Annotated in this window: 18 protein-coding genes, 7 pseudogenes and 1 other annotated feature; of the genes and pseudogenes, 14 read left to right on the top strand and 11 right to left on the bottom strand. The window is 65.0% G+C overall.

All coding sequences use genetic code 11. The features are described from left to right. Positions 1-369 (top strand): annotated as a pseudogene (locus tag MF607_RS21385) (catalase); the annotation flags it as partial. Between the two features lie 95 nt (positions 370-464). Here MF607_RS21385 and MF607_RS21380 read toward each other — a convergent pair. From MF607_RS21380 to MF607_RS23090, 5 genes and pseudogenes are all read right to left on the bottom strand, one after another. Continuing rightward, on the bottom strand, positions 465-1,061 hold the full coding sequence (locus MF607_RS21380; protein WP_242122121.1) for a class I SAM-dependent methyltransferase: 597 nt from the start codon (positions 1,059-1,061) through the stop codon (positions 465-467). Then, entirely contained in the window at positions 1,058-1,675 is a 618-nt protein-coding gene (locus MF607_RS21375) for a PIG-L deacetylase family protein (protein ID WP_205499333.1), read from the bottom strand. The genes MF607_RS21380 and MF607_RS21375 overlap by 4 nt, the downstream gene beginning before the upstream one ends. A gap of 32 nt (positions 1,676-1,707) precedes the next feature. Continuing rightward, complete coding sequence (locus MF607_RS21370) at positions 1,708-2,694, bottom strand: acyl-CoA dehydrogenase family protein (protein WP_242122120.1); 987 nt, start codon at positions 2,692-2,694, stop codon at positions 1,708-1,710. Beyond that, positions 2,691-3,185 (bottom strand): glycosyltransferase, encoded by a 495-nt coding sequence (locus MF607_RS23095; protein ID WP_242122119.1) that lies wholly within the window; start codon positions 3,183-3,185, stop codon positions 2,691-2,693. The genes MF607_RS21370 and MF607_RS23095 overlap by 4 nt, the downstream gene beginning before the upstream one ends. A 159-nt stretch (positions 3,186-3,344) precedes the next feature. After that, positions 3,345-3,731, bottom strand: a pseudogene (locus MF607_RS23090) (glycosyltransferase family 2 protein); the annotation flags it as partial. A gap of 164 nt (positions 3,732-3,895) precedes the next feature. On the opposite strand from MF607_RS23090, the pseudogene MF607_RS21355 reads away from it, so the two are divergent. Beyond that, positions 3,896-4,066: pseudogene (locus MF607_RS21355) on the top strand (hydroxyisourate hydrolase); the annotation flags it as partial. Positions 4,067-4,073: 7 nt separating this feature from the next. On the opposite strand, the gene MF607_RS21350 reads toward MF607_RS21355, so the two are convergent. Both MF607_RS21350 and MF607_RS21340 read right to left on the bottom strand, forming a co-directional pair. Then, on the bottom strand, positions 4,074-4,370 hold the full coding sequence (locus MF607_RS21350) for a hypothetical protein (protein WP_242122117.1): 297 nt from the start codon (positions 4,368-4,370) through the stop codon (positions 4,074-4,076). A 138-nt stretch (positions 4,371-4,508) separates the two neighbouring features. Next, on the bottom strand, positions 4,509-7,382 hold the full coding sequence (locus MF607_RS21340) for a PAS domain S-box protein (RefSeq protein ID WP_347340913.1): 2,874 nt from the start codon (positions 7,380-7,382) through the stop codon (positions 4,509-4,511). A gap of 144 nt (positions 7,383-7,526) precedes the next feature. On the opposite strand from MF607_RS21340, the gene MF607_RS22855 reads away from it, so the two are divergent. The 7 genes and pseudogenes from MF607_RS22855 to MF607_RS21310 all read left to right on the top strand — a co-directional run bounded on the left by MF607_RS22855 (position 7,527) and on the right by MF607_RS21310 (position 13,815). Next, positions 7,527-7,655 (top strand): tRNA-specific adenosine deaminase, encoded by a 129-nt coding sequence (locus tag MF607_RS22855; RefSeq protein ID WP_277926039.1) that lies wholly within the window; start codon positions 7,527-7,529, stop codon positions 7,653-7,655. A 47-nt stretch (positions 7,656-7,702) separates the two neighbouring features. Beyond that, positions 7,703-8,445: pseudogene (locus MF607_RS21335) on the top strand (IS3 family transposase); the annotation flags it as partial. Then, positions 7,987-8,103, top strand: a sequence feature (AL1L pseudoknot). It overlaps the preceding pseudogene by 117 nt. 56 nt (positions 8,446-8,501) lie before the next feature. After that, the gene (locus MF607_RS21330; RefSeq protein WP_242122116.1) at positions 8,502-9,725 is read left to right on the top strand and encodes an IS256 family transposase; all 1,224 of its coding nucleotides are present in this window, start codon (positions 8,502-8,504) and stop codon (positions 9,723-9,725) included. Between the two features lie 41 nt (positions 9,726-9,766). Beyond that, positions 9,767-10,264 (top strand): annotated as a pseudogene (locus MF607_RS21325) (IS3 family transposase); the annotation flags it as partial. Between the two features lie 38 nt (positions 10,265-10,302). Continuing rightward, positions 10,303-10,716 (top strand): annotated as a pseudogene (locus tag MF607_RS21320) (integrase core domain-containing protein); the annotation flags it as partial. A 146-nt stretch (positions 10,717-10,862) separates the two neighbouring features. Next, positions 10,863-12,293, top strand: coding sequence for a methyl-accepting chemotaxis protein (locus MF607_RS21315; RefSeq protein ID WP_242122115.1), 1,431 nt, complete (start codon positions 10,863-10,865; stop codon positions 12,291-12,293). A 332-nt stretch (positions 12,294-12,625) separates the two neighbouring features. Continuing rightward, a protein-coding gene (locus MF607_RS21310; RefSeq protein ID WP_431311987.1) for an IS3 family transposase occupies positions 12,626-13,815 on the top strand; the annotation gives its coding sequence in 2 pieces (ribosomal slippage) (positions 12,626-12,890 and positions 12,890-13,815; 1,191 coding nt in all). Positions 13,816-13,961: 146 nt separating this feature from the next. Here MF607_RS21310 and MF607_RS21305 read toward each other — a convergent pair. Continuing rightward, complete coding sequence (locus MF607_RS21305) at positions 13,962-14,372, bottom strand: DUF3597 domain-containing protein (RefSeq protein ID WP_242122114.1); 411 nt, start codon at positions 14,370-14,372, stop codon at positions 13,962-13,964. 142 nt (positions 14,373-14,514) lie between these two features. On the opposite strand from MF607_RS21305, the gene MF607_RS21300 reads away from it, so the two are divergent. The 3 genes from MF607_RS21300 to MF607_RS21290 all read left to right on the top strand — a co-directional run bounded on the left by MF607_RS21300 (position 14,515) and on the right by MF607_RS21290 (position 16,804). Beyond that, entirely contained in the window at positions 14,515-15,090 is a 576-nt protein-coding gene (locus MF607_RS21300; protein ID WP_242122113.1) for a DUF4142 domain-containing protein, read from the top strand. 559 nt (positions 15,091-15,649) lie between these two features. Further along, positions 15,650-16,159 carry a DUF937 domain-containing protein gene (locus MF607_RS21295; RefSeq protein ID WP_242122112.1) on the top strand — a complete coding sequence of 170 codons (510 nt, stop codon included), beginning with the start codon at positions 15,650-15,652 and terminating at the stop codon, positions 16,157-16,159. Positions 16,160-16,306: 147 nt separating this feature from the next. Further along, a complete protein-coding gene (locus MF607_RS21290; protein ID WP_242122111.1) occupies positions 16,307-16,804 on the top strand; it encodes a putative antibiotic biosynthesis monooxygenase in 498 nt (165 codons plus the stop codon). Here the strand turns inward: MF607_RS21290 and tnpC are convergent. The 3 genes from tnpC to tnpA form a co-directional block, all read right to left on the bottom strand. Further along, the gene (gene tnpC / locus MF607_RS21285) at positions 16,789-18,276 is read right to left on the bottom strand and encodes an IS66 family transposase (RefSeq protein ID WP_242122122.1); all 1,488 of its coding nucleotides are present in this window, start codon (positions 18,274-18,276) and stop codon (positions 16,789-16,791) included. The two genes, MF607_RS21290 and tnpC, sit on opposite strands and share 16 nt — an antisense overlap. Before the next feature lie 112 nt (positions 18,277-18,388). Then, entirely contained in the window at positions 18,389-18,736 is a 348-nt protein-coding gene (gene tnpB, locus MF607_RS21280; protein WP_242122110.1) for an IS66 family insertion sequence element accessory protein TnpB, read from the bottom strand. Next, complete coding sequence (gene tnpA, locus MF607_RS21275; protein WP_242122109.1) at positions 18,733-19,110, bottom strand: IS66-like element accessory protein TnpA; 378 nt, start codon at positions 19,108-19,110, stop codon at positions 18,733-18,735. Before tnpA ends, tnpB begins: the two co-directional genes overlap by 4 nt. A gap of 286 nt (positions 19,111-19,396) precedes the next feature. Here tnpA and MF607_RS21270 point away from each other — a divergent pair. Next, positions 19,397-20,580, top strand: a protein-coding gene (locus MF607_RS21270; protein ID WP_431311986.1) for an IS3 family transposase whose coding sequence is annotated in 2 segments (ribosomal slippage) — positions 19,397-19,679 and positions 19,679-20,580 — 1,185 coding nt in all. Because the reading frame shifts where the segments join, the coding sequence is not laid out codon by codon here. Between the two features lie 32 nt (positions 20,581-20,612). Next, positions 20,613-20,756 (top strand): annotated as a pseudogene (locus MF607_RS21265) (transposase); the annotation flags it as partial. Between the last annotated feature and the right edge of the window lie 147 nt (positions 20,757-20,903).

Below are 20,903 nucleotides of genomic sequence, written 5' to 3'. Positions count from 1 at the left end.
GTGGTCGCGCCGAAGATCGGCGGGGTCACGCTCGACGACGGCACCAAGGTCGCGGCCAAGCAGAAGATCGACGGCGGACCTTCGGTCCTGTTCGATGCCGTCGCGGTGCTCCCGTCCGAGGAGGGGGTTGCGATGCTCGCCAAGGATGCGGCCTCCAAGGACTTCGTGGCGGACGCGTTCGGCCACTGCAAGTTCATCGGCTACACCGATGCAGCCGCCACGTTGTTCGACGCTTCTCGGGTGCCGGAGCTTGACGATGGCTTCGTAGCCCTAAGCAAGAGCAAGGACGTCAAGGCGTTCGTCACGACCTGTCGTGACCTCAGGTTCTGGGCTCGGGAGATGAAGGTCGATCTCGACGCGGCGGCCTGACGACCCTGGCGGGAGCGGCAGGTGGACGTCCTGCCGCTCCACTTAACGGCAAGCCTCATATCGCACGGACGTGGGACGTGCTGCCTCGCTCGCGTTCAAGGGGATCGGGGCACACCGTCGGCGCGGGCCGCGGTGACGACCCAGCGGCGGGTGCGGCGCACGGTGCGAACCGTCCAACGACGCCCGGTCTCTGCGAGGAACCGGGCGTGGATTCCTGCCGCGTGCTGGGCGAAGTCGTAGTAGTCGATCCTGTGGTGCGCGAGCACGATGGTGCCGTCTCCCCGCAGGCGAGCGGCCATCTCACGCGCAACCCGGGCCATCTCTCGCGCTGAGAGGTAATACAGGACCTCGGCGATCACGATCACGTCATAGACGAGACGTGGCGGTCGACCGGGGAGCACGAGCAGCGATGCGCACGCACGAGGCCAGGCCGCGACGGCGCGTGCCGTCAGGTCGACCCCCTCCCTCGTGCCCTCGGTCGCATCGAGGCACAACGCCATCCTCGCGATCGCGGCACTGTTGGATCCGTTGCCGCTGGCCAGCTCCAGCACCCGTCCGACCGGTCGGTGACCTATCGCGTGCAGGATCGCGGCACGCTTCACCGCCTCGTCACAGGCGGTGAAGGTGCGCCAGGGATCGTCGTCGCCGGCGAACTTGGCGGCGAACCCGGCAAGATCGATCGGGCTCGTCACTTCGAACCCGGCCGGTAGCGCTCGACCGGACGAGCAAAGGCCGCAAGCTCGTGTCTCGCGATCGTGAAGCCTGCTGGATCATCGGAAACGGCGCCGAGCTGCGTCCGGTAGACGCGGATCAGCGACCGCTTAACCGGAACTCCTCCGGGCACAGCGATGCGCCATGCCGGTCCGGACCTGTCCGGGCGAGGCGGCCACACGCGGTAGGTCAGCCGACCGGCGCCACCCGGGCATCGGGCGACGGCCGCTGCTACGGCGCGGTGATCGGGATGGTCGTCATCGCAGGCCGGTCCGACGATGAGATCGAGATCCCGGCATCGTGCGACCTGGCGGCGCAGCGCGCGATAACAGCGTCCCGGGATCGAGGGCAACTGGCCATCGGGCAAATTGAGGAACGAGACGTCGCCAGCAACGATGCCGAGACGACGTAGCGCATGAAGGCTCTCACGCTGGCGCGCCGCGACCAGTCGCGCTCTCGGCCATTGTCGGCTGCCCCGGTGAGACGCGGCACCATCGGTCACGACCGCAACCCGGACCCGAGCTCCATGGCGGCGAAGCCGCGCAATGAGGCCTGCCGCGCCGATGACCTCGTCATCCGGGTGCGGGGCGATCACCAGCGCGACACGTACGTTTCGCAGCGGGATCCTCACAGGATGGGGTCGAGGATGTGCTCGGCGACAGCCTGGCCGACGCGAAAGCGATGCGCGTCGGGCGCAGGCTGGCGCAGGTACACCATGAGATCGGCGATCTTTGCCGCCAGCGGATGCGACAGGAACAATCCCTGCAGCCCCACCGCCTCCTGCGCGATCGTCAGGGCGCGCTCGGCAGAGCCGGCGATCGATAGCCGCGCAGCGGACACCCGGGCGAGGCGTTCCGCATCCGTCCCGCTGAACCAGGCGCCCGCCGTGTCGCGGATGCTCGCCGCTGCACCCTGGGCAAGCAGGAACAGGTCGGCGAGGCGCGATGCCTGGAACGGATCGGAAGCGCGCTCGTGGGTGGTCAGGTGGTCACGCACTGCATCGAGCAGGCCGGCGATGCCCCCGGCATGAACCGCGGCGAAGCGCAGCGCGCCTCCGCTGAAGAACGGCTCCCGCGCATAGCTGCCGGGCTCGCCGATACGGCCGTCTTCACGGATCACAGAGCCGGACCAGCGCACCAGATGTGTCTCCGAGCGCTGCATGCCGATCGTCTGCCACCACTCCCGATCAATGGCAGGCGGATCGGCATCCAGGTCGAGCAGGAGCAGCTGCGGCCCGCGTTCGCTATCCGCGGTTACCAGCGCGTGAGTCAGTATCCCCGCCCCCGATGCATAGCCCTTGCCGCCGGTCAGCCGTCCGCCGGTAAGCACCAGCGACTCACCCGGCAGGCCCGCATTCCACACACCCAGCATCGCTCCCGCAGCGATCCGCGCCCGCAACGCAGCGACCTCGGACGACGTGCCGTATCGAAACACGATTTGCACCGCATCGACATGCCCCTCCAGCAGGCGCCCGATGGGGAGATCCCGGCGTCCCGCAGCGTAAAGAGGGCGGAGCAGGTCCAGATATGCCTCGGGCGTCGTCGGATCGCCGGCGGGGTCGGTCGCCCATCCTGCCGCGACGATCGCATGGCGCAGAGCTTTGGCCGTCGTCATACCGCCTGCTCGCAAAGCTGGTGCTCGAGCGTTGCCAGGGCATGCTCGGCCTCAGCGAGGGTGACGTCGGGTATATCGGGCAGCGCCGGCACGACACGCATGGCGAACGCCTCTGCGTTGAGGCAGTCGCGCGCGACGCCGATCACATGGTCACCGGTCAATCCGATACGGTCGCCGAAGCGGGCTGCGACAAAGGAATCGGGGAGCCCGGCCCAAATGCGGCGCGCCTCCGCCTGCTGTCGGTATTGCCATGCCGCCCCTCGCGGATGCGGCATTGAGGGTGCCCCGTGATGGTCGATGGCACTGAGCGCAGCCGCCATGCCGCCCGGCGCCCGGCCGAGCCGCCGTGAGGAGGTCGCAACCACCATGCCGGGATCGCGGCGCACGCGAAACCCGGCGCGCCCGGCATCGTCGAGCAGGGCGGCGTCCTCGCCGCATGGCACCGGCTGGAAGCCACCCAGCGCCTGATAGGCTCCGGGTCGGAAGGCCATGTTGGCGCCTCCCGAGCAGTGGGAGCCGGTCGGACTGTCCCACGGAACGGGGTCGACCGATCGTCGATAGGCGTGAAGCCGATCGAGGTAGCGCTCGACCCTCCCCTGCACCGGATCCCGCTCCGCTGCGATCCGGACGATTCGCCCGGCGACAAGGTCGGCCGAGGCCAGGCCCTGCAGTGCCGCCCTGACCCAATCGGCACGGGGCTGGCTGTCGGCGTCGGTCGTCAGGAGAATACCGTGGGGCGTGCTCGTCGCATGATGCAGGCCGAGGGCGATGGCGGCCCGGCGTGCACGACCGGCATTGGCATCAGGGGACGGGTCTCCCTGAGCCACCGTGAACGGAAGGGCCATGCGACAAGCATGCTCGAGTATTACCTGCTCGCTCGCATCCGAGCAATTATCAAGGAGGAAGAACACGGCAGCCTCGACGTCGCCCAGGTCCAGTCGCCCGATCGCCTCAAGCAACTTCGGTAACGCAGTCTCCTCGTTGCGGACCGGAACACAGATCGCAGCTGACACAGGTCGCAACGGCACCCCCACCATCGGTTTCGCAGGACCGGCGACCCTGCCTTGCAGGACTGTAGGTGATAAACGCCGGTTTCGATAGCTACTCGCGGTGATGCAAGACGCCAGATCGTCATGCAGGACTCCGGTTTGCCGGGTCTCGACCGAGAGATCGGCGTCGGGTAGGTAGCCGTCGAAGTTCGCGCCGGGACACCTACAAGCTGCAGTTCGACATAGCGGGCTACCCGGACGCGAAGGCGGTGCCATTCTTCCCCGAGATCGATCCCGTGTTCGGCGTCACCGACCCTGCCGCGCACTACCATGTGCCGGTCGTGGTCAGCCCCTTCGGCTACTCCACCTACAGGGGCAATTGATCACCGATCACGCCTCGATTCCTGCCTGGTGCATCGGCTTATAGAGCTCGTGCTCAAGCGACCGCAGGTAGCGGTCGAGGCGCTCTACCAGTGTTGCGACGTCCGCAGCATAGGCTGGGACGTTCGAAGCTATCGCGTTGCTGCTCCAACGCCGTATGTGGTCGGAGTAGCGTAGCCGAAGCTCGCGATCCTCTTCCATGATCCGCTCGTAAGTCGGCATCTGATCGGCGAAATAGCCTCGAGCCTCCTTGTTCCAGCCCTGCTGTGTAGGCAGATTCTCCCGTACCGTATTGGCCAGGTTCATTCGTAGCCGGCCGAGGTCGGTAAGCGGAGGTCCAGCCCTGACGCAGTCACGAAGTGCGTAGGCAGCGGCGCGGATCGCCTCGTGGGAGCGCCTGCTATCACCGGGCCTCATCATCTCGTTCTACTCGCCATCATCTTACTAGCCGTCATTGCTGGCGCGCCGCGCGCCGATCATGGCCGTCGCACGCTCCGTCGCCGCGCGCGTGTCGTTGGCCAGCTTCTTGACCTCCGACGCCACCACCGTGAAGCCCCGGCCTGCCTCGCCCGCCCGCGCCGCCTCGATGGTTGCGTTCAGCGCGAGCAGGTTGGTCTGGGCGGCGATGCCGCCGATCGCGGTCACGATTGTGTCCAGTTCGGCCACCGTGTCCTGCAGCGTCTGTCGGCGCAGGTCGAGCGATCGCTGCAGCGCCTGGCTTTCCGCAAGGCGGTGCTCGGCTTCGCGCTCCAGAAGCACCTGGCGCGTTATGTCGGCGGCGATCTTGACGACCTTTCTCGGTCGGCCGTCGGCATCGAGGATCGGGTTGTACGAGGCCTGGATCCAGATCTCGCGGCCGTCACGCCCGAGCCGGCGATACCGTCCCGCATCGAACTCACCCCGCGACAGACGCTCCCAGAGCTTCGTGTAATCGGTCGAGCGTGCCTGGGCAGCGTCGCACAACATGCGGTCGTGCTGGCCCACAAGCGCCTTGCTGTCATAGCCCAGCATGGTCTGCGCATTCCGGTTGGCGGACAGGATCAGCCCGTTCAGATCGAACTCAATCACGGCTTGGCTGCGATCGACGGCGGCATCGCGGCCGGCGAACTCCGCATCGCGCTCACGCGCCTCGGTAATGTCGGTCGCGAACTTGACGATCTTCAGCGGCCGTCCGTCCGGATCGAGGATCGGATTGTAGGTCGCCTGCAGCCACACGTCGCGGCCGTCCTTGCCGATCCGGCGGTATAGACCTGCGTCGAAGGCACCGCCGGCAAGCTTGCGCCAGAACGCGGCATAGTCTGGCGAGCGCGCATAGTCAGGGTCGCAGAGGAGACGATGGTGACGGCCAATGACCTCGGCCCGGCTATAGCCCAGGGCGTCGAGGAAGTTCTGGTTGGCCTCCAGAATCGTTCCGTCCAGCCCAAGCTCGACGACGGCCTGACTGCGGTCCATCGCCTTTGAGCGCGCTTCGAACTCGGCGCTGCGCAGTTTCGCATCCGTTACGTCGGTGGCGAAGCCGAAGATCTTCACGACCCGGCCGTCCGCATCGAGAACCGGGTTGTAGGTTGCCTGGAACCACAGGTCGCGGCCCTCACGGTCGCGCCGCTTGAAGACGCCCGTCATATGCTCGCCGCGGCCAAGCGTCTCCCAGGCTGCTGCATAAGCGGCACTCGAGGCGAAGTCGGGCGGACACAGAATCCGGTGATGCTCGCCCGCGACATCCTCCGGTGCATAGCCGAGTGCCTTGAGATAGCCGTTACTGGTCGCGAGGATGATGCCATCAGGGGCAAGCTCGATCGTCAGGGCCGAGCGCCGCATCGCCAGCGCGAGCGCTTCGAACTCGGCGTTGCGCTGCCGGCTCTCCGTCATGTCGGATGCGAACTTCACGATCCGCACCGGGCAACCATCCGGGTCGAGCACCGGATTGTAGGTGGCGCGAAACCACAGCTCGCGGCCATCCTTGCCGACGCGGCGGTAGGTCCCGACATCGAACTCGCCCCGGCCGAGCTTTGCCCAGAAGGCAGCATAGTCGGCTGTGCCGGCGTAAGCGGGGTCGCAGAAGATCCGGTGATGCCGCCCGACCACCTCGTCGCGCGCATAACCCGTCAGGCGCAGGAAGACGTCGTTGGCCCCAAGGACAGTGCCGTCGGTCGCGAACTCGATCACCGCCTGGCTGCGGTCAAGCGCCGCCAGCCTCGCCGCAGAATCGGCAGCCGCCAGCTTGCTCACGGTCACATCGGTCGCGACCTCCAGAACCCGGATCGGGCGCCCGTTCTCATCGAGCACGGGGGTGTAGGTCGATTGCAGCCAGACAACACGGCCGTCCTTCGCGACGCGCCGGTACTCACCCGTCTGGTGCTCGCCGGCGGCGAGTTTTGCCCAGAACGCCGGATTGCTCGAGCCTGGTGCCCTGACACCCATGTCGTGCGTGCGAGCGGGGAGCCCTGCAATTTCGTCCAGCCGGTAGCCCAGCGTATCGAGGAAGCGTTCGTTCGCCCAGCGGACGGTGCCGTCGAGGTCGAACTCGGCAACGAGGCTGGAGCGGACCAGCGCCGCCCAACCCGCATCCGTCGTCCCGCGCGCCCGCAAGGCGAGCACGGCGCGAGCCTTAGCGGCGCCGACCGTCACGACCAGGACCGCCAGCGCCGCAACAGCGATGAGCGGCGCCATGAGGTCGGGCGACAGCACGATTCCGGCCGTGCTGGCCGCGGATCCAGGGATCACAGCGCTGATCGCGGCCATACCGGTGAAATGCAGCAGCAGGATCGCCAGCGTCAGCAAGGCAGCAGCGGCAGTCCCCGTCCCGATGCCGCGGCGAGCGATGGCGAGGTACAGCGCCGGGGCGACCGGCAGCACCGCGAGGAAGACCGAGGCGACGATCAGGACGGACGAGAAGCGGAAGGTGCCCGGAAACAGGACGGCGCTCATACCCAGATAGTGCATGGCCGAGATGCCCGAGCCGACCATCGCCGCGCCGGCGACATAGCCGACCCGGTCCTGCCTGAGAACGCACGTCCGCAGCCCGGCCCAGGTCATAACGATGGCGACGGCCAGAGACGCCAGCGTGCGCCCCGGCAGGTAGCCGACCACGATGCCGGGATCGTAGCCGAGCATCGCAATGAAGTGGGTCGCCCAGATACCCGTGCCCGACGCAAAGGCCGCGCCGAGCAGCCAGCGGAACCGCTCGCGCGCCGGTGCGGCACCGAGATGGCGCAGCAGGAACACGACGCTACCGGTTGCCGCCATGCAGACCAGGGCCGCGAGCGCTACCAGCCACTTGTTATGCTGATGGGTCAGACAGAAGAAGACGTCGAACATCTGTTGCGCCCTTTCTCGCCGCGCTGCCGAGGTAGGACGCCTTAGGTTAACGGGACACTAAACGAGGAATGAGCATCAGGTTCAGCCACTTTGGCTGCAAAGTGTTCGTCGTAAGCGTTGCTCGCGTCGACAAGGAGAAACGTAATGTGCGCTGGCGGCGATGAGCAGTGGATGCGAAGAACGATCGAGGTCGCGACGTCGAAAGGCTCCGATCCGTCGACATCGCAGCTCGGATGCGTGATCGTGCTCGACGGCAAGGTGATCGCGGCCTGAACTGCGCCGGGTTTGTCGGAGGCCCCAACTCCTGAAAGGAAGGGGCTATGACGAGCAAGACGACGAACAAGTTCTCACCTGAGGTACGCGCCCGGGCGGTGCGGATGGTGCTGGACCACGAGAAGGATCATCCGTCGCGCTGGGCGGCTGTGGTGTCGATCGCGGCGAAGATCGGGTGCGCAGGCCAGACGCTGCACGAGTGGGTGAAGAAGGCCGAGGTCGACAGCGGCACGCGCGCCGGGGTGCCGAGCGACGTCGCCGACCGGATGAAGGCGCTGGAGCGGGAGAACCGCGAACTGCGCCAGGCCAACGAGATCCTGCGCAAGACGTCCGCATATTTTGCGATGGCGGAGCTCGACCGCCGAGCGAGGTGATGGTGTCGTTCATCGACGCGCATCGCAAGGTGTACGGGGTCGAGCCGATCTGCCGGGTTCTGCCGATCGCCCCGTCGACCTATCATGCTCACACAGCCAGAAGGATTGAGCCGACCAAGAGGTCGGCTCGGGCTCGGCGTGATGATGCGCTTGGGCCGGAGGTGCGCCGCGTATTCGAGGAGAACTTCCGCGTCTACGGCGTGCGCAAGGTCTGGCGGCAGCTGCGGCGCGAAGGGTTCGACGTCGCCCGCTGCACCGTTGCCCGCCTGATGCGGGCGATGGGCCTGGCCGGCGTGATCCGCGGCAAGCCGGTCCGCACCACCATCAGCGACAGAGCAGCGCCATGCCCGCTCGACCGGGTGAACCGGCAGTTCCGTGCGCCGGCGCCGAACATGCTGTGGGTGTCGGACTTCACGGGCCTGTCAGGAATTTCGTGTGTGGGCGGGCATAACGGGAAGGAAGGAAACCCGATATGTCCCGACGCAAAGAGCCTGCGATACCGAACGAGCTTCTGGATCAGTTGCTGGCTGGCAGTGATGCCGGTGCGGCGCTGGCTCAGGGCGGTCTGCTGGATGCGCTGAAGAAAGCGCTGACCGAGCGCGCCCTGAATGCGGAGATGGATCATCACCTGGCCGGGGAAGACGGTGCGGGCAATTCACGCAACGGCTACGGTCGGAAGACGATCACGACCGATACCGGCAAGCTGGCGATCGACGTGCCGCGCGATCGGCAGGCCAGCTTCGACCCGCAGCTGATCGCCAAATACCAGCGGCGCTTTCCCGGCTTCGACGAAAAGATCGTGTCGATGTACGCGCGGGGCATGAGCACCCGGGAGATCACCGGGCACCTGCACGATCTGTATGGCATCGACGTGTCGCCGGACCTGATCAGCACGGTGACCGACGCGGTGCTCGACGAGGTGGCGATCTGGCAGCAGCGGCCGCTGGATCCGGTCTATCCGCTCGTCTTCTTCGACGCCTTGCGGGTGAAGATCCGGGACGAGGGCATGGTGCGCAACAAGGCCATCCATATCGCGCTCGGCGTCCGCGCGGACGGCACCAAGGAGGTGCTGGGCCTGTGGCTGGAACAGAACGAGGGCGCCAAATTCTGGCTCAGGGTCATGAACGAGCTCCGGAACCGCGGCACCGAAGACATCCTCCTGGCCGTCGTCGATGGGCTTAAAGGCTTTCCGGAAGCGATCACCGCCGTGTTTCCCGACGCGGTTGTCCAGACGTGCATCGTCCATCTGCTTCGAAACTCGATGGACTTCGTGTCCTGGAAGGACCGCAAGGGCCTGGCGACCGCGCTGAAGGAGATTTACCGCGCGCCCAGCGCCGAGGCGGCCGAGCAGGCCCTGACCGCGTTCGAGGCCGGTACCTGGGGAACCCGCTACCCCGCCATCGGCCAGAGCTGGCGGCGCGCGTGGGCCGAAGTCATCCCGTTCTTCGCCTTCCCCGACGAGGTCCGGCGGATCATCTACACCACGAATTCCATCGAGGCGCTGAATTCGAAGCTGCGCCGAGCGGTTCGTGCCCGCGGGCATTTCCCCAGCGACGAGGCTGCCACCAAGCTGCTCTACCTGATCTTGAACCGCTCGGAGAAAGAGTGGAGAATGCCGCCACGTGAGTGGACCATGGCAAAAGCCCAGTTCGCCGTCATCTTCGGCGAACGCTTCATCCGAGCCATGGCGGCGTAATGTTCATCCGCCCGCCCACACACGAAATTCCTGATAGTCCCGACTTCACCTATGTCGCGACCTGGGCGGGGTTCGTCTACGTCGCCTTCGTCATCGACACCTATGCCCGCCGTATCGTCGGCTGGCGCGCCAGCAGGACGGCGCATGCCAGCTTCGTCCTGGACGCGCTCGAGCAGGCGTTCCATGACCGCCGGCCGGTTCATCGCGGTGGCCTGGTCCATCATAGCGACCGCGGGTCGCAATACGTATCGATCAAGTACACCGAGCGCCTGGCCGAGGCCGGGATCGAGCCCTCGGTCGGCAGCGTCGGCGACAGCTATGACAACGCTTTGGCCGAGACGATCAACGGCCTCTACAAGGCCGAGGTGATCCATCGACGCGGGCCGTGGCGCAACTTCGAAGCAGTCGAGTACGCTACCCTTGAGTAGATGGACTGGTTCAACCATCGCCGGCTGCTCGAACCCATCGGCAACATCCCGCCTGCCGAAGCCGAGGAGCAATACTATGCTGCCGCGGACATCATCGATATGGCAGCGTGACTCACATCCAACGGCCTCCGGCAAACCCGGCACGGTTCAACAACTTCACCCGTGTGTCGCCAGCGCTCGATGTACGGACAAGCTATCGCGGATCTGACGTAGTCGATACGCTCGACCGCATTGCCTTGGCACATGGTCGTCCTAAGCGCATTCGTCTGGACAATGGCCCGGAATTCATCTCGAAGGATCTCGATCTGTGGGCCTATCAGCATGACGTAGTCCTGGACTTCAGCCGCCCCGGCAAGCCGACCGACAATGCGTTCGCGGAGGTGTTCAACGGCCGCGTGCGGGCCGAATGCCTCAACGCATACTGGTTCTTGAGCCTGGACGACGCACGAATAAAATGTGAGGCGTGGCGGCGCGATTACAACGAGCACCGTCCGCATAGCTCCCTCGGCAACCAGACCCCGATGGAGCGCGCTTTTTCGTCAGGGCAGGCATGCCTGCCCTGACGAAAAGAGAGCCGGTTTTCTCATAAAGACCGGACCAAAGACGGGGTGAGGCTCAGGTCAATCTGCATGATTGCGATTAGAAATCTGCCGCGAGGGTATCGTTAATTGTTCGCTGATACCGACGTGCTCGTCTGATGGAGGGATTGATGATCGCCTGGTTCAAAAATCATGCGCCTATACGCACGAAGTTCAAGGTCATCGTGGCGTTCCAGGTCGCTGTAGCGCTACTGAATATCAGCCTGATCTACATGGCAGCGATGTCGCCGCCAGCAGAGGTTTGGGGCATCATGCTGGGTGGCTGTGCGTTGGCGTCACTGCCGGTGCTGCTGACCTGGGTCAGCGGCAAGCTCATCAGCGATCCTTACGTTGCCACGGTGGTGCGCATGGAAGGGCTGGCCGCGGGCGAGTTAGATAGACCCATTCTGTTCACCGATCATCGTGACTGCGTTGGCCGCATGACGCGGGCTATGCAGGTGTTCCGCCAGAATGCCGAGACCATCAGGGGCGCAAGTGCAGCATCTGAGCTAGCGGTCAACGAGCTTGGCGCTGGCCTCACGCGCCTGGCACAGGGCGATCTAACGCTACGTGTCGAGACCGCGTTTGCGGCGCATTACGAAAGCCTGCGTCGCGACTTTAATGTCGCGATGGAGGCTGTTGCCTCAACCCTCGGGACGGTCACGTCGGTAGCAAGCGGGATCAACAACGGTGCCAGCGACATCCGTCAGGCGTCGGATGACCTGTCGCGCCGCACCGAGCAGCAAGCAGCCGCGCTTGAGCAAACCGCGGCGGCGATGGACGAGATCACCTCCACCGTGCGGCAAACCGCTGAAGGTGCGGCGCGCGCCAACGCCCTTGTCTCTCAGGCGCAGGATGAGGCGCAGCAATCGGGTAACGTGGTGCAGCGTGCAGTTTCGGCCATGGAAGGCATCGAGCGAACATCCGGCGAAATCTCAGAGATCATCACCGTCATCGACGGCATCGCCTTCCAGACCAATCTGCTGGCCCTTAACGCTGGCGTCGAGGCTGCGCGTGCAGGCGATGCTGGTAAGGGCTTTGCCGTGGTGGCCTCTGAGGTGCGAGCACTGGCGCAGCGCTCGGCTGATGCCGCGAAAGACGTGAAAGCCAGAATCACCGCGTCCGCCGCGCAGGTAGAGGCCGGGGGAAAGCTGGTAAGTGCGACCGGCGAGGCACTTCACGGCATTATCGGCCGCGTAGGCGAGATCAGCACGATCGTGTCGGACATTGCGGCCTCAGCAGAACGCCAGGCGGTGGGGCTCAAAGAGGTGAACACCGCCATATCGGAGATGGACGGCGTGACGCAGCAAAACGCCGCCATGGTTGAAGAGGCGACCGCAGCCACCCGCACGCTGGCATTAGAAGCAGAGGATCTTTTTCGAGAGGTCGCCCGCTTCAAGCTCGGAGACGCTCCAGCAGTTGCCACGAACGTGCATCGGCTGCCTGAGCGCAAGGAGCAGCCGGTCGCGACGGCACTGTCGCGCAAAATAGCCGCTGTCAGCGCCAGAGGCAGCGGGAGCGGCAGCATGACAACAGTACAGGACGACTGGTCCGGTTTTTAAACCCGGGTGTCTGCCTGCCAGTCCGCTGATGGTCTGGTGAAATGCTCTACTCAGCCAGGCGCTCATCAACCGCCTGGCCGACGAGATCCCGCCGCTTTGCCGCGGGGAGGTCATGATCCCGCACCGCCCGAACTATCTTGTCGACCACCTCTTGCCGGGCATGCTGACCAAAGGCATGGATCAAGCGCTCTGCAGCGCATCGGGATCAAGCGAGTTTATCGGCATCTCAAATTAAATACGGCGCTGCAGGCGATGTTGCATGGAGTTCGGCGAAGCGCTCTGGACTTGCCCCGGAAAAGTGGAGAGTTCCCTTGAGGTGAAAGGCGAACTCGATGACGAAGCAGCGACGTTTCACGAAGGAATTCGAGGAGGAAGCGGTCCGACTGGTGGCGACCAGTGGACGCACGCAACGGGAGATAGCGGAGGATCTGGGCGTCGGGCTATCGACGCTGGTGCGCTGGATCGGCCGCAGCCGGGATCGTTTGGTGGAGGCACCCGGTCAAGCGCCGCAGGCAGATATGGCTGCCGAGTTGAAGCGGCTTCGGCGGGAGAACGAGATCCTCCGGCAGGAGCGTGACATACTGAAGCGGGCGACCGCTTTTTTCGCCCGGGAGGGATTGAGGAAGCGCAGCCATGCCGGGGGCATGGCGAGAACCGAAAGGTGAAGTTCACGCTCATCGATCGGGCGAGAAAGGATTTCCCGGTCCACCGCCTCTGCCAGGTACTCGGCGTCAGCCAGAGCGGCTATTTCGCCTGGAAGGATCGCCCGGCCAGTCGGCGCCAGCGCGACGACATGGTGTTGCTGGCGCATGTCCGCTCGGGGTTCGCGCTGTCGAACGGCACGTACGGCAGTCCACGCATGACGCGCGAGTTGCAGGATGATGGCTTTGCCATCGGGCGGCGTCGCACGGCGCGGCTGATGCGCGAGAACGGCCTGCGCGCCCGGCAGAAGCGCCGGTTCAAACGGACGACCGACAGCGAACACGCCTGGCCGATCGCGCCGAACATCATCGACCAGGATTTCACCGCGACCGCGCCCAACCAGAAGTGGGGCGTCGACATCTCGTATGTCTGGACCAGAGAGGGGTGGCTCTATCTGGCCGTGGTCATCGACCTGTTCTCCCGTCGCGTCGTCGGCTGGGCTGTCGGCGACCGGCTGCACCGCGATCTCGCGCTGGCGGCGCTGCGCAAGGCCCTCGTCCTGCGGCGTCCGCCCCAAGGGCTCATTCATCATTCGGACCGCGGCAGCCAATATTGTTCCGTGGAGTACCAGGCCGAGCTGCGTTGCCACGGCATCCGCATCTCCATGTCCGGCAAGGGGAATTGCTACGATAACGCGATGGTCGATACGTTCTTCAAGACGATCAAATCCGAACTCGTCTGGCGGACGGTCTTCTACACCCGTGACCAGGCCAAGCAGGCCATTGCCCGCTATATCGATGGATTCTACAACCCGATCCGGCGTCACTCCGCGCTCGACTACATCAGCCCCGCGCAGTTCGAACGAACCGCGTCACGCTGAGCAAATGCCTCTCCACTTAAGCGGGGCAAGTCCACTTGCGATACACCTGGGGCGTGAATGCGTTGCCCGGTGATACTGACCCCGACACAGATTGCTTAAGCGTCCGTACGACGTGGGTGCACCACGTCGCAGGGGCTGGTGATGGCTCAGTTTCGCAGGCTGTCGGGTACGACACCGCCATTCTCGGCGAGCTTGGTCATTACGGCCTTATGGAGAGCGATGTTCTGCTCCGCGGTACCGGGCGCACCGGCATGTACGCCAAGTTCGTCCGCCAGCTCCTTGCGGGCTGCGAGGCTGTGATCGAGACCCAGCAGATTGAGCAAATCGACGATCGAGGTTCGGTAATTGCCGCCACCGTTCTGCATCGAGGCCATTTCGGACAGAACCGCACCGACATCGACGCTCTGAGTTGGTGCCTCGGGAGCGGCCGACTGCACGGGCGCTGCCTGTGGCGCGACGGGCGTCGGGGCGGCAGGCGCTGGCTGCACTGGCTGACCGGTCGGCTTGTCCTGTTTGTGATGAAAGATCTTGCCCATAATGTTGCCGAAGATGCTCATCGTGTTCGTTCCTTGAATGGCGACCGCCGTCGCGGTGTCGGCAAGAACGTCAGGGGCAGGCTAGAGGGTCCCCGCGGGAACGTCAGCGTCGCGTTCGCGGTTATCCTGTTGGCGCCCCAACGCGTCCGTAAGGAAATCCGTCATGACATTCCGCAAAACGATCATTACGTCAGCCGCCCTTCTGGCTCTTGCCGCCTGCGGGCGCAACAACGACGCCAGCCAGACCAATACGGTGACAACGACGGTGGAAGCCGATGGCGTCAACGTTACCGGCACTCCCTCAACGACCGTAAGCGACGCGCAGAATTTTGCCAACGTAGCGGCGGCCAGCGATGCATTCGAGATCGAGACGTCGAAGTTGGCGTTGACCAACGGCGCGTCGGCGGCGGTCAAGGCTTACGCCAATAAGATGATCGAGGCGCACACAGCCTCAACCGCCAGGCTGCAGACAGCAGCCGCTGGCGCAGCACCGACGATCACTCCCGTCCCTGCGCTGAATGCAGAACAGCAGGCGAAGCTCGATCAGTTGAAGACGCTGAACGGTACTGCTTTCGATCAGGCTTACAAGACGGAGCAGGCGGCCGGCCATCAGAAGACGCTCGACGCACTGAAGGCCTACGCCGCTAACGGTAACGCACCACAGCTCAAGGCGTTCGCTGAGGAGATGATCCCGATCGTCACAGCTCATCTCAATATGGCGAAGGCAATGAAGGCCTAGCCGCGTTCTGATATTTCTGAGCAGCCAAGTACCGCTTCTCGTTAGAAGGCTTGCGGCAATGGGCAGGAATAATCTGCCCATTGCCCTTCAATTGGGATCCACGCACCGTGTGACCGCTTCACGGTCAAAGCTTTCCAGCTACCACTCGGCCCAGCGTTCAACGAACGTCGGATCATCACGATGTCAGGCAAACGCCATCACCCGGAACGCGATGCGGACCGGTGCCTAACGTGCCTGCCATACGCAAATGCTCAGATCGCACGGGGAACGATCTGCGGCTCAGCTATCGGCCGTGTTCACGATATTAGCTGGGAAAATGAAGTGCTGAGTTAAGCCGACATTGTGTCAATGACGATCGCGGAGGGAGCAAGGGCATGGCACTGCTTTCCTCTACCGAACTGCTGCTCGTCAGCGACAACGATTTTGGCGCGACAGGTGCGACGACGCCGTTCTGGCGAGTGCGTCTGAAGCCCCCCCTGAACGCCACGGTCTGACGTGTTGCCCACAGGAGCAATGCACGTCGATAGTCGTTGACGGCGTGGCAAAAAAGGAATTTCCAATGAACCTCAACGACCTGCTACCGAACGGCGGCATAGAAGCGCTTGCTGGCCAGCTGGGCATACCTCCCGAGCAGGCGCGGCGTGGTGCCGAAGCCTTACTGCCGTCCGTGCTAGGCGGAATGGGGAACAATTCCGCTGCACTGGAAACGCATGTCGATGCGCTCGGCGGGGCCGGGCTCGCCCACAACGTCGTAGGCGGCGAGCCCACCGAGATCGCTCGGGGCAACGCGCTGCTTGGTGGCATTTTCGGGTCGAAGGCCGCCAGCCGCGAGGTGGCGGGACAGGCTGCCGAGAACAGTGGCCTGGACCCCGCGCTTCTCAGGCAGATGCTGCCAATCCTTGCCATGCTGGTCGCAGGTCACTTGTCGAGCCGCTCCGGTGGGCAGCAGGGTGGCCTTGGCCGCATCCTCGGTACGGTTCTTGGCGGACTTGGTGGCGCCGGAACCAATGGCGGCTTGAACGGCGGCTTGGGGGGCATTCTCGGTTCGATACTTGGCGGCCGTCGTTAGACCAGGTGTCCGGCCGCCCTTGCAATTACTCCATAAGAAAGCGGCGCCGCGTTGAATGTTGGGCAGCCTGCCGGCTTGGGAGTTCAGCGCGCGTCCGAACTATGTAGGCGGTCGAGGAAAAGGAGGTGAGCGGGCAACGGGGTGGTCATGTCGTATGTTCCCACCCCCATCCCCATTGATCCAGCCCGTACCGCCACCGTCGTCACTAGCCGGGCAATCCGGGCGGGTCACGAACAGGATTTTGAACAATGGGTGACCGAACTAAACCGTCTTGCCCGCGCGGCACCGCGATATCGGGCTGCTATCCGGCTCGGGCAGACCGCAGGGTTTCAGCATCTCCTCTTTCGGTTTGATGACCGTGCCGCAGTCGAGGCATGGCATGAAGATGCGCAGATACGCGCACACGTTGCCATCGCTGATGGATTTTCCACTTCGCTCCGCCAGATCGATGTTGGCGAAGGCGTCGCCTTCGAACTGCCGAGCGATGCGAGCGCCAGCAAGTGGAAACGGTTCGTGGCGACCTGGCTAACGGTATTTCCCATCCTGCTAACGATCAGCTTGGTAATCCGCACGGCGCTAAAAGATGCACCTTTGCCCCTGCAACGTAAGCGTCCGGTGCGGGTGTCGCGTCAGGCGGGACGATAGTTCCACGGCAGCAGTTCAGCGACCCGGCGGGCTGGATAATCCGCGATGCGGCTGATGGTGTCGGCCAGCCAGGCCTCGGGGTCGACGCCATTGAGCCTGGCGGTTTCCACAAGGCTGTAGATGCCGGCGGCGCGGTGCCCGCCCTGGTCGGAGCCGGCGAACAGCCAGTTCTTGCGGCCCAGAGCGACGCCGCGCAGCGAGCGCTCGGCGGCATTGTTGTCGATCTCGAGGCGACCATCGTCGGCATAGCGGGTCAGCGCCTGCCAGCGGGTGAGCGCATAGCGGATGGCGACCGCGAGGTCTGAGCGGCGGGACAGCTTTGGTCCGGTCGCGTCGAGCCACTGGCGGAACGCATCGAGCATTGGTCGGGTTCTGGCTTGGCGCACATGTCGTCGCTCGTCAGGAGGCTGACCGCGGACATCCTGCTCGACGTCATAGAGCCCGGCGATATGGTCCAGTGCCTCGCGGGCGGTGGTGGAGCCGGTTGCGGCATGGACGTCGAAGAACTTGCGCCTGACGTGCCCCTCCGCAGCCATTCCAACGATGCTGCGCATCGCTGGAACCTTGGGCTGCTCCGCCCAGCAGGCCACCTCTGCGATGCGCTCGCCATAGAGCCGGTCGAACCCGGCATAACCATCGGCGTGCAGATCGCCCCGGAACCGGGCAAGATGCCCGGCGGGGCGCTCCCCCTTGCGGTCGGGCGCGTAGCGGAACAGCACGGCGGGCGGGGCCTCGCCGCCAGCCCCGCGCTCGTCACGCACATAGGTCCACAGCCGGCCCGTCCTGGTGCGACCGGCGCCGGGTGCCAGCACCGGCACCGGCGTGTCGTCGGCGTGCAAGGTCGCACCGCCCATGACGTGGCGCTCGAGCGCGTCGACCAGCGGATCGAGGAGCGCGGCCGAGCGCCCGACCCAGTCAGCGAGCGTGGAGCGGGCAAGGTCGACGCCCTGGCGCGTGTAGATGCCCGACTGGCGGTAGAGCGGCAGATGGTCGGCATATTTGGACACCAGCACATGTGCGAGCAGCCCCGCGCCGGGCCTGCCCCGCTCGATAGGCATGGACGGCAACGGCGCCTGCACGATGCGCTCGCATGACCGACAGCTCAGCCGCGGCCGGACGTGGCGCACGACCCGGAACGAGGCAGGCACATAGTCGAGCTGCTTGGTGACGTCCTCGCCCATGCGCCGCATGGCACCACCGCAGTCGGGGCAGACGCACGGTGCCTCATGTACGACGTCCGTGCGGGGCAGATGGTCGGGCAGTGGCTGTCGATACGGCTTGGCGGCCTCCCGTGTCCGGGTGGTCGCCGGCATCGCCGCAATGGCGGCTTCCGCCTCACGCTCTTCCAGCCCGAGTTCCAGTTGGTCTGCCTGATGCGTCAGTTTCTCCGAGGAGCGGCCAAAGGCCATGCGCCGCAGCCGCGCGACCTGCATCCGCAACTGCTCCAGCTCGGCGCCGGCAGCAATGAGCATGGCCTTCAGGAGGGCGATATCGTCGGGCAGCGAGGCGGCATCGGGCGACACGCCTGCTTATACCAGAACAGTCGTGCCGATACACGCGAAAGCCGCAGGAAACCGCGCTTTTCTACCAAGCCAAAGTTGGCTGCGAGGACCGGATCGGATGCCGCCAGTCCACCCCCTCGAGCAGCATCGACAACTGCGCCGGGGTCAGCACCGCGACACCGTCCGCGGTTGCCGGCCAGGTGAACCGGCCCCGCTCCAGGCGCTTGGCATGGAGCACGAGACCCTGGCCATCCCACCACAACAGCTTGACCAGATCGCCGCGCCTGCCCCGGAAGGCGTACACCGCACCCCCGAACGGATCCTGGCGCAGCCGCTGCTGCACCAGCGCGGCAAGCCCGTCGAAGCCCTTGCGCATATCCGTGACCCCGGCCGCCAGATACACCCGGACGCCGTCCGGCGGCCCGATCAAGCGAACCCGGCCAGCACGGCCCTGAGCACCCGCGCGTCGATGGGAGGTGCCAGGCGGATGCGCTGCCCCGCCGGGCCGACCACCTCCACCACACCCGGTCCGAGCGGCTCCGGATGCGGCACCATGGGCGCGCCTGCCACCTCGACGGGCACGAACGCCGCACCAGGCAACGGCAACACTTCGCTCGCGACCCCGTCGCGCAGCAGCGTGCGTCGCCAGCGATACACCAGCGACGTGCACACCCGGTGCCGCCGCGCCACCTCCAGCACGCTTGCCCCCGGCATCATCACCTCCGACACGATCCGTGCCTTGTCATCGTTGCTGAACCGTCGCCGCGGCTCAGGCCCAACCATCTCGATAATTCGCGTCGCCATGATGCCGCACCGGTGTCTGCCACAGTGCCGCACCTGTGGCTTGCACATCACCTCGTCAGCAAGGCGGGGCACACCGGACGCTTACCCTGCAACTCCTGCCTTCGTCACTGCTGCTTACCGCGACGCTGCAATGGATCATCCTACCGCGCCTGCAACGATATACCCGCTTCTGGCTGCTGCAGGACGGTTCCGGCCGCCTACAGACGTAAGGGATTAAAACATAACTTGATCATCCCTCGGTTTGACGGACACCGATGATAGGCTCTGCGGAGCCAGGAGGTGTATGATGGCGAGTACGACGAAGCGTCGGTTCACGGATGAGTTCAAGCGCGAGGCGGTGGCGCTTTGGGAGACGAGCGGCCGGCTGCAGACCGAGGTGGCAGCCGAGTTGGGGATCATGCCGACGATGCTGCGTCGCTGGCAGCGCAAGCAGCAGGAGATCGGCCCCCCGCCGGCAAGCCCGGCGGGAAAACCGCCAGTATCGACGATGGCATCGCCAGCGGATCAGGCGTCGGAGATCGCGCGGTTACGCCGTGAGTTGGACCGGACGCGGATGGAGCGCGACATCCTAAAAAAAGCCGTCGGCATCTTTGCGGAGATGCCGCGGTGAAGTTCGCTTTCATCGAGCAGCATGCGTCCACCTGGCCGGTGAATGTCATGTGCCGCATGCTCGGCGTGTCGCGCAGCGGCTATTACGACTGGCGCGGTCGGGCGCCGAGCGCACGGACGACGGCGAACCTGGCGCTGCTCGGCGACGTGCGCCGTCTCCAGGCGCGCCATCAGGGACGATACGGATCACCCAGGATGCATGCCGCCCTGCGGGCGGAAGGTCATCGATGCAGCCGTGGCCGCGTCGAGCGGCTGATGCGCCGACACCGCATCCGTGCGCTGGCCGGTCGCCGGTTCCGGCCGTGCACGACGGACAGCCGCCACTATCTGCCGATCGCGCCGAACCTGTTGGCGCAGAACTTTGTAGCGACCGCGCCGAATACGATCTGGCTTGCCGATATCACGTACATCGCGACCGGCGAAGGCTGGTTGTATCTGGCCGCGGTGCTCGATCTGGCGACCCGCAAGATCGTCGGGTGGGCCATGCGCGACCATATGCGAACCGAATTGCCGCTCGCCGCGCTGATGATGGCGACCCAGCGGCAGCGACCAACGGGCGGTCTCATCTGTCACTCGGATCGCGGATCGCAATACGCGGCCGGAGCCTATGTCGACTATCTGGCGACGATTGGCGCAGTGCCCTCGATGAGCCGCACCGGCAATTGCTATGACATTGCCCCAATGGAGAGCTTCTTCCACACCCTCAAAGTCGAACTGGTCCATCAATGCCGGTGGGCGACCCGGATCGAAGCGCGACAGGCGCTGTTCGGATATATCGAGGGATACTATAATCGACACCGCATGCACTCGGCCCTCGGGTATCTAACCCCCGAACAAGCCGAGCAGCGGGTAACCGGCTAATCCAGCGTGTCCGCTGAACCGGGGGAAGATCACGCCGCTACCGACGACGCAGCCGCATCGAGAGGATGTTCGGCCGTCTGAAAGACTGGCGCCGCGTCGCCACCCGCTACGACCGCTGCCCAAACGCCTTCTTCTCGGCCATCGCTCTCGCCGCCACCGTCATCTTCTGGCTGTGATCAACGAGTCCTGACCCTAACATTACAGTTGCGTTCTTGATCGGACATGTGACCGTCGAGCGGCGGCTTGATGGGCGCGCCGCCAGCATGACCAAGCGATAACGCGACGAGGCTCGATGCGCCGCTGTGCCAGCCTGATGACGATAC

This window comes from Sphingomonas lacusdianchii, assembly GCF_022664395.1.
Lineage (GTDB): Bacteria > Pseudomonadota > Alphaproteobacteria > Sphingomonadales > Sphingomonadaceae > Sphingomonas > Sphingomonas lacusdianchii.
This window is presented reverse-complemented; position numbering and strand designations above follow the sequence as displayed.

Excerpts from the sequence above, each read along its gene's own strand:
- MF607_RS21370 (WP_242122120.1), bottom strand. The coding sequence starts at position 2,694 with ATGACGACGGCCAAAGCTCTGCGCCATGCGATCGTCGCGGCAGGATGG.
- MF607_RS23095 (WP_242122119.1), bottom strand. The coding sequence starts at position 3,185 with ATGGCCTTCCGACCCGGAGCCTATCAGGCGCTGGGTGGCTTCCAGCCG.
- MF607_RS21350 (WP_242122117.1), bottom strand. The coding sequence starts at position 4,370 with ATGAACCTGGCCAATACGGTACGGGAGAATCTGCCTACACAGCAGGGC.
- MF607_RS21340 (WP_347340913.1), bottom strand. The coding sequence starts at position 7,382 with ATGTTCGACGTCTTCTTCTGTCTGACCCATCAGCATAACAAGTGGCTG.
- MF607_RS22855 (WP_277926039.1), top strand. The coding sequence starts at position 7,527 with ATGTGCGCTGGCGGCGATGAGCAGTGGATGCGAAGAACGATCGAGGTC.
- MF607_RS21330 (WP_242122116.1), top strand. The coding sequence starts at position 8,502 with ATGTCCCGACGCAAAGAGCCTGCGATACCGAACGAGCTTCTGGATCAG.
- MF607_RS21315 (WP_242122115.1), top strand. The coding sequence starts at position 10,863 with ATGATCGCCTGGTTCAAAAATCATGCGCCTATACGCACGAAGTTCAAG.
- MF607_RS21305 (WP_242122114.1), bottom strand. The coding sequence starts at position 14,372 with ATGAGCATCTTCGGCAACATTATGGGCAAGATCTTTCATCACAAACAG.
- MF607_RS21300 (WP_242122113.1), top strand. The coding sequence starts at position 14,515 with ATGACATTCCGCAAAACGATCATTACGTCAGCCGCCCTTCTGGCTCTT.
- MF607_RS21295 (WP_242122112.1), top strand. The coding sequence starts at position 15,650 with ATGAACCTCAACGACCTGCTACCGAACGGCGGCATAGAAGCGCTTGCT.
- MF607_RS21290 (WP_242122111.1), top strand. The coding sequence starts at position 16,307 with ATGTCGTATGTTCCCACCCCCATCCCCATTGATCCAGCCCGTACCGCC.
- tnpC (WP_242122122.1), bottom strand. The coding sequence starts at position 18,276 with ATGCTCATTGCTGCCGGCGCCGAGCTGGAGCAGTTGCGGATGCAGGTC.
- tnpA (WP_242122109.1), bottom strand. The coding sequence starts at position 19,110 with ATGGCGACGCGAATTATCGAGATGGTTGGGCCTGAGCCGCGGCGACGG.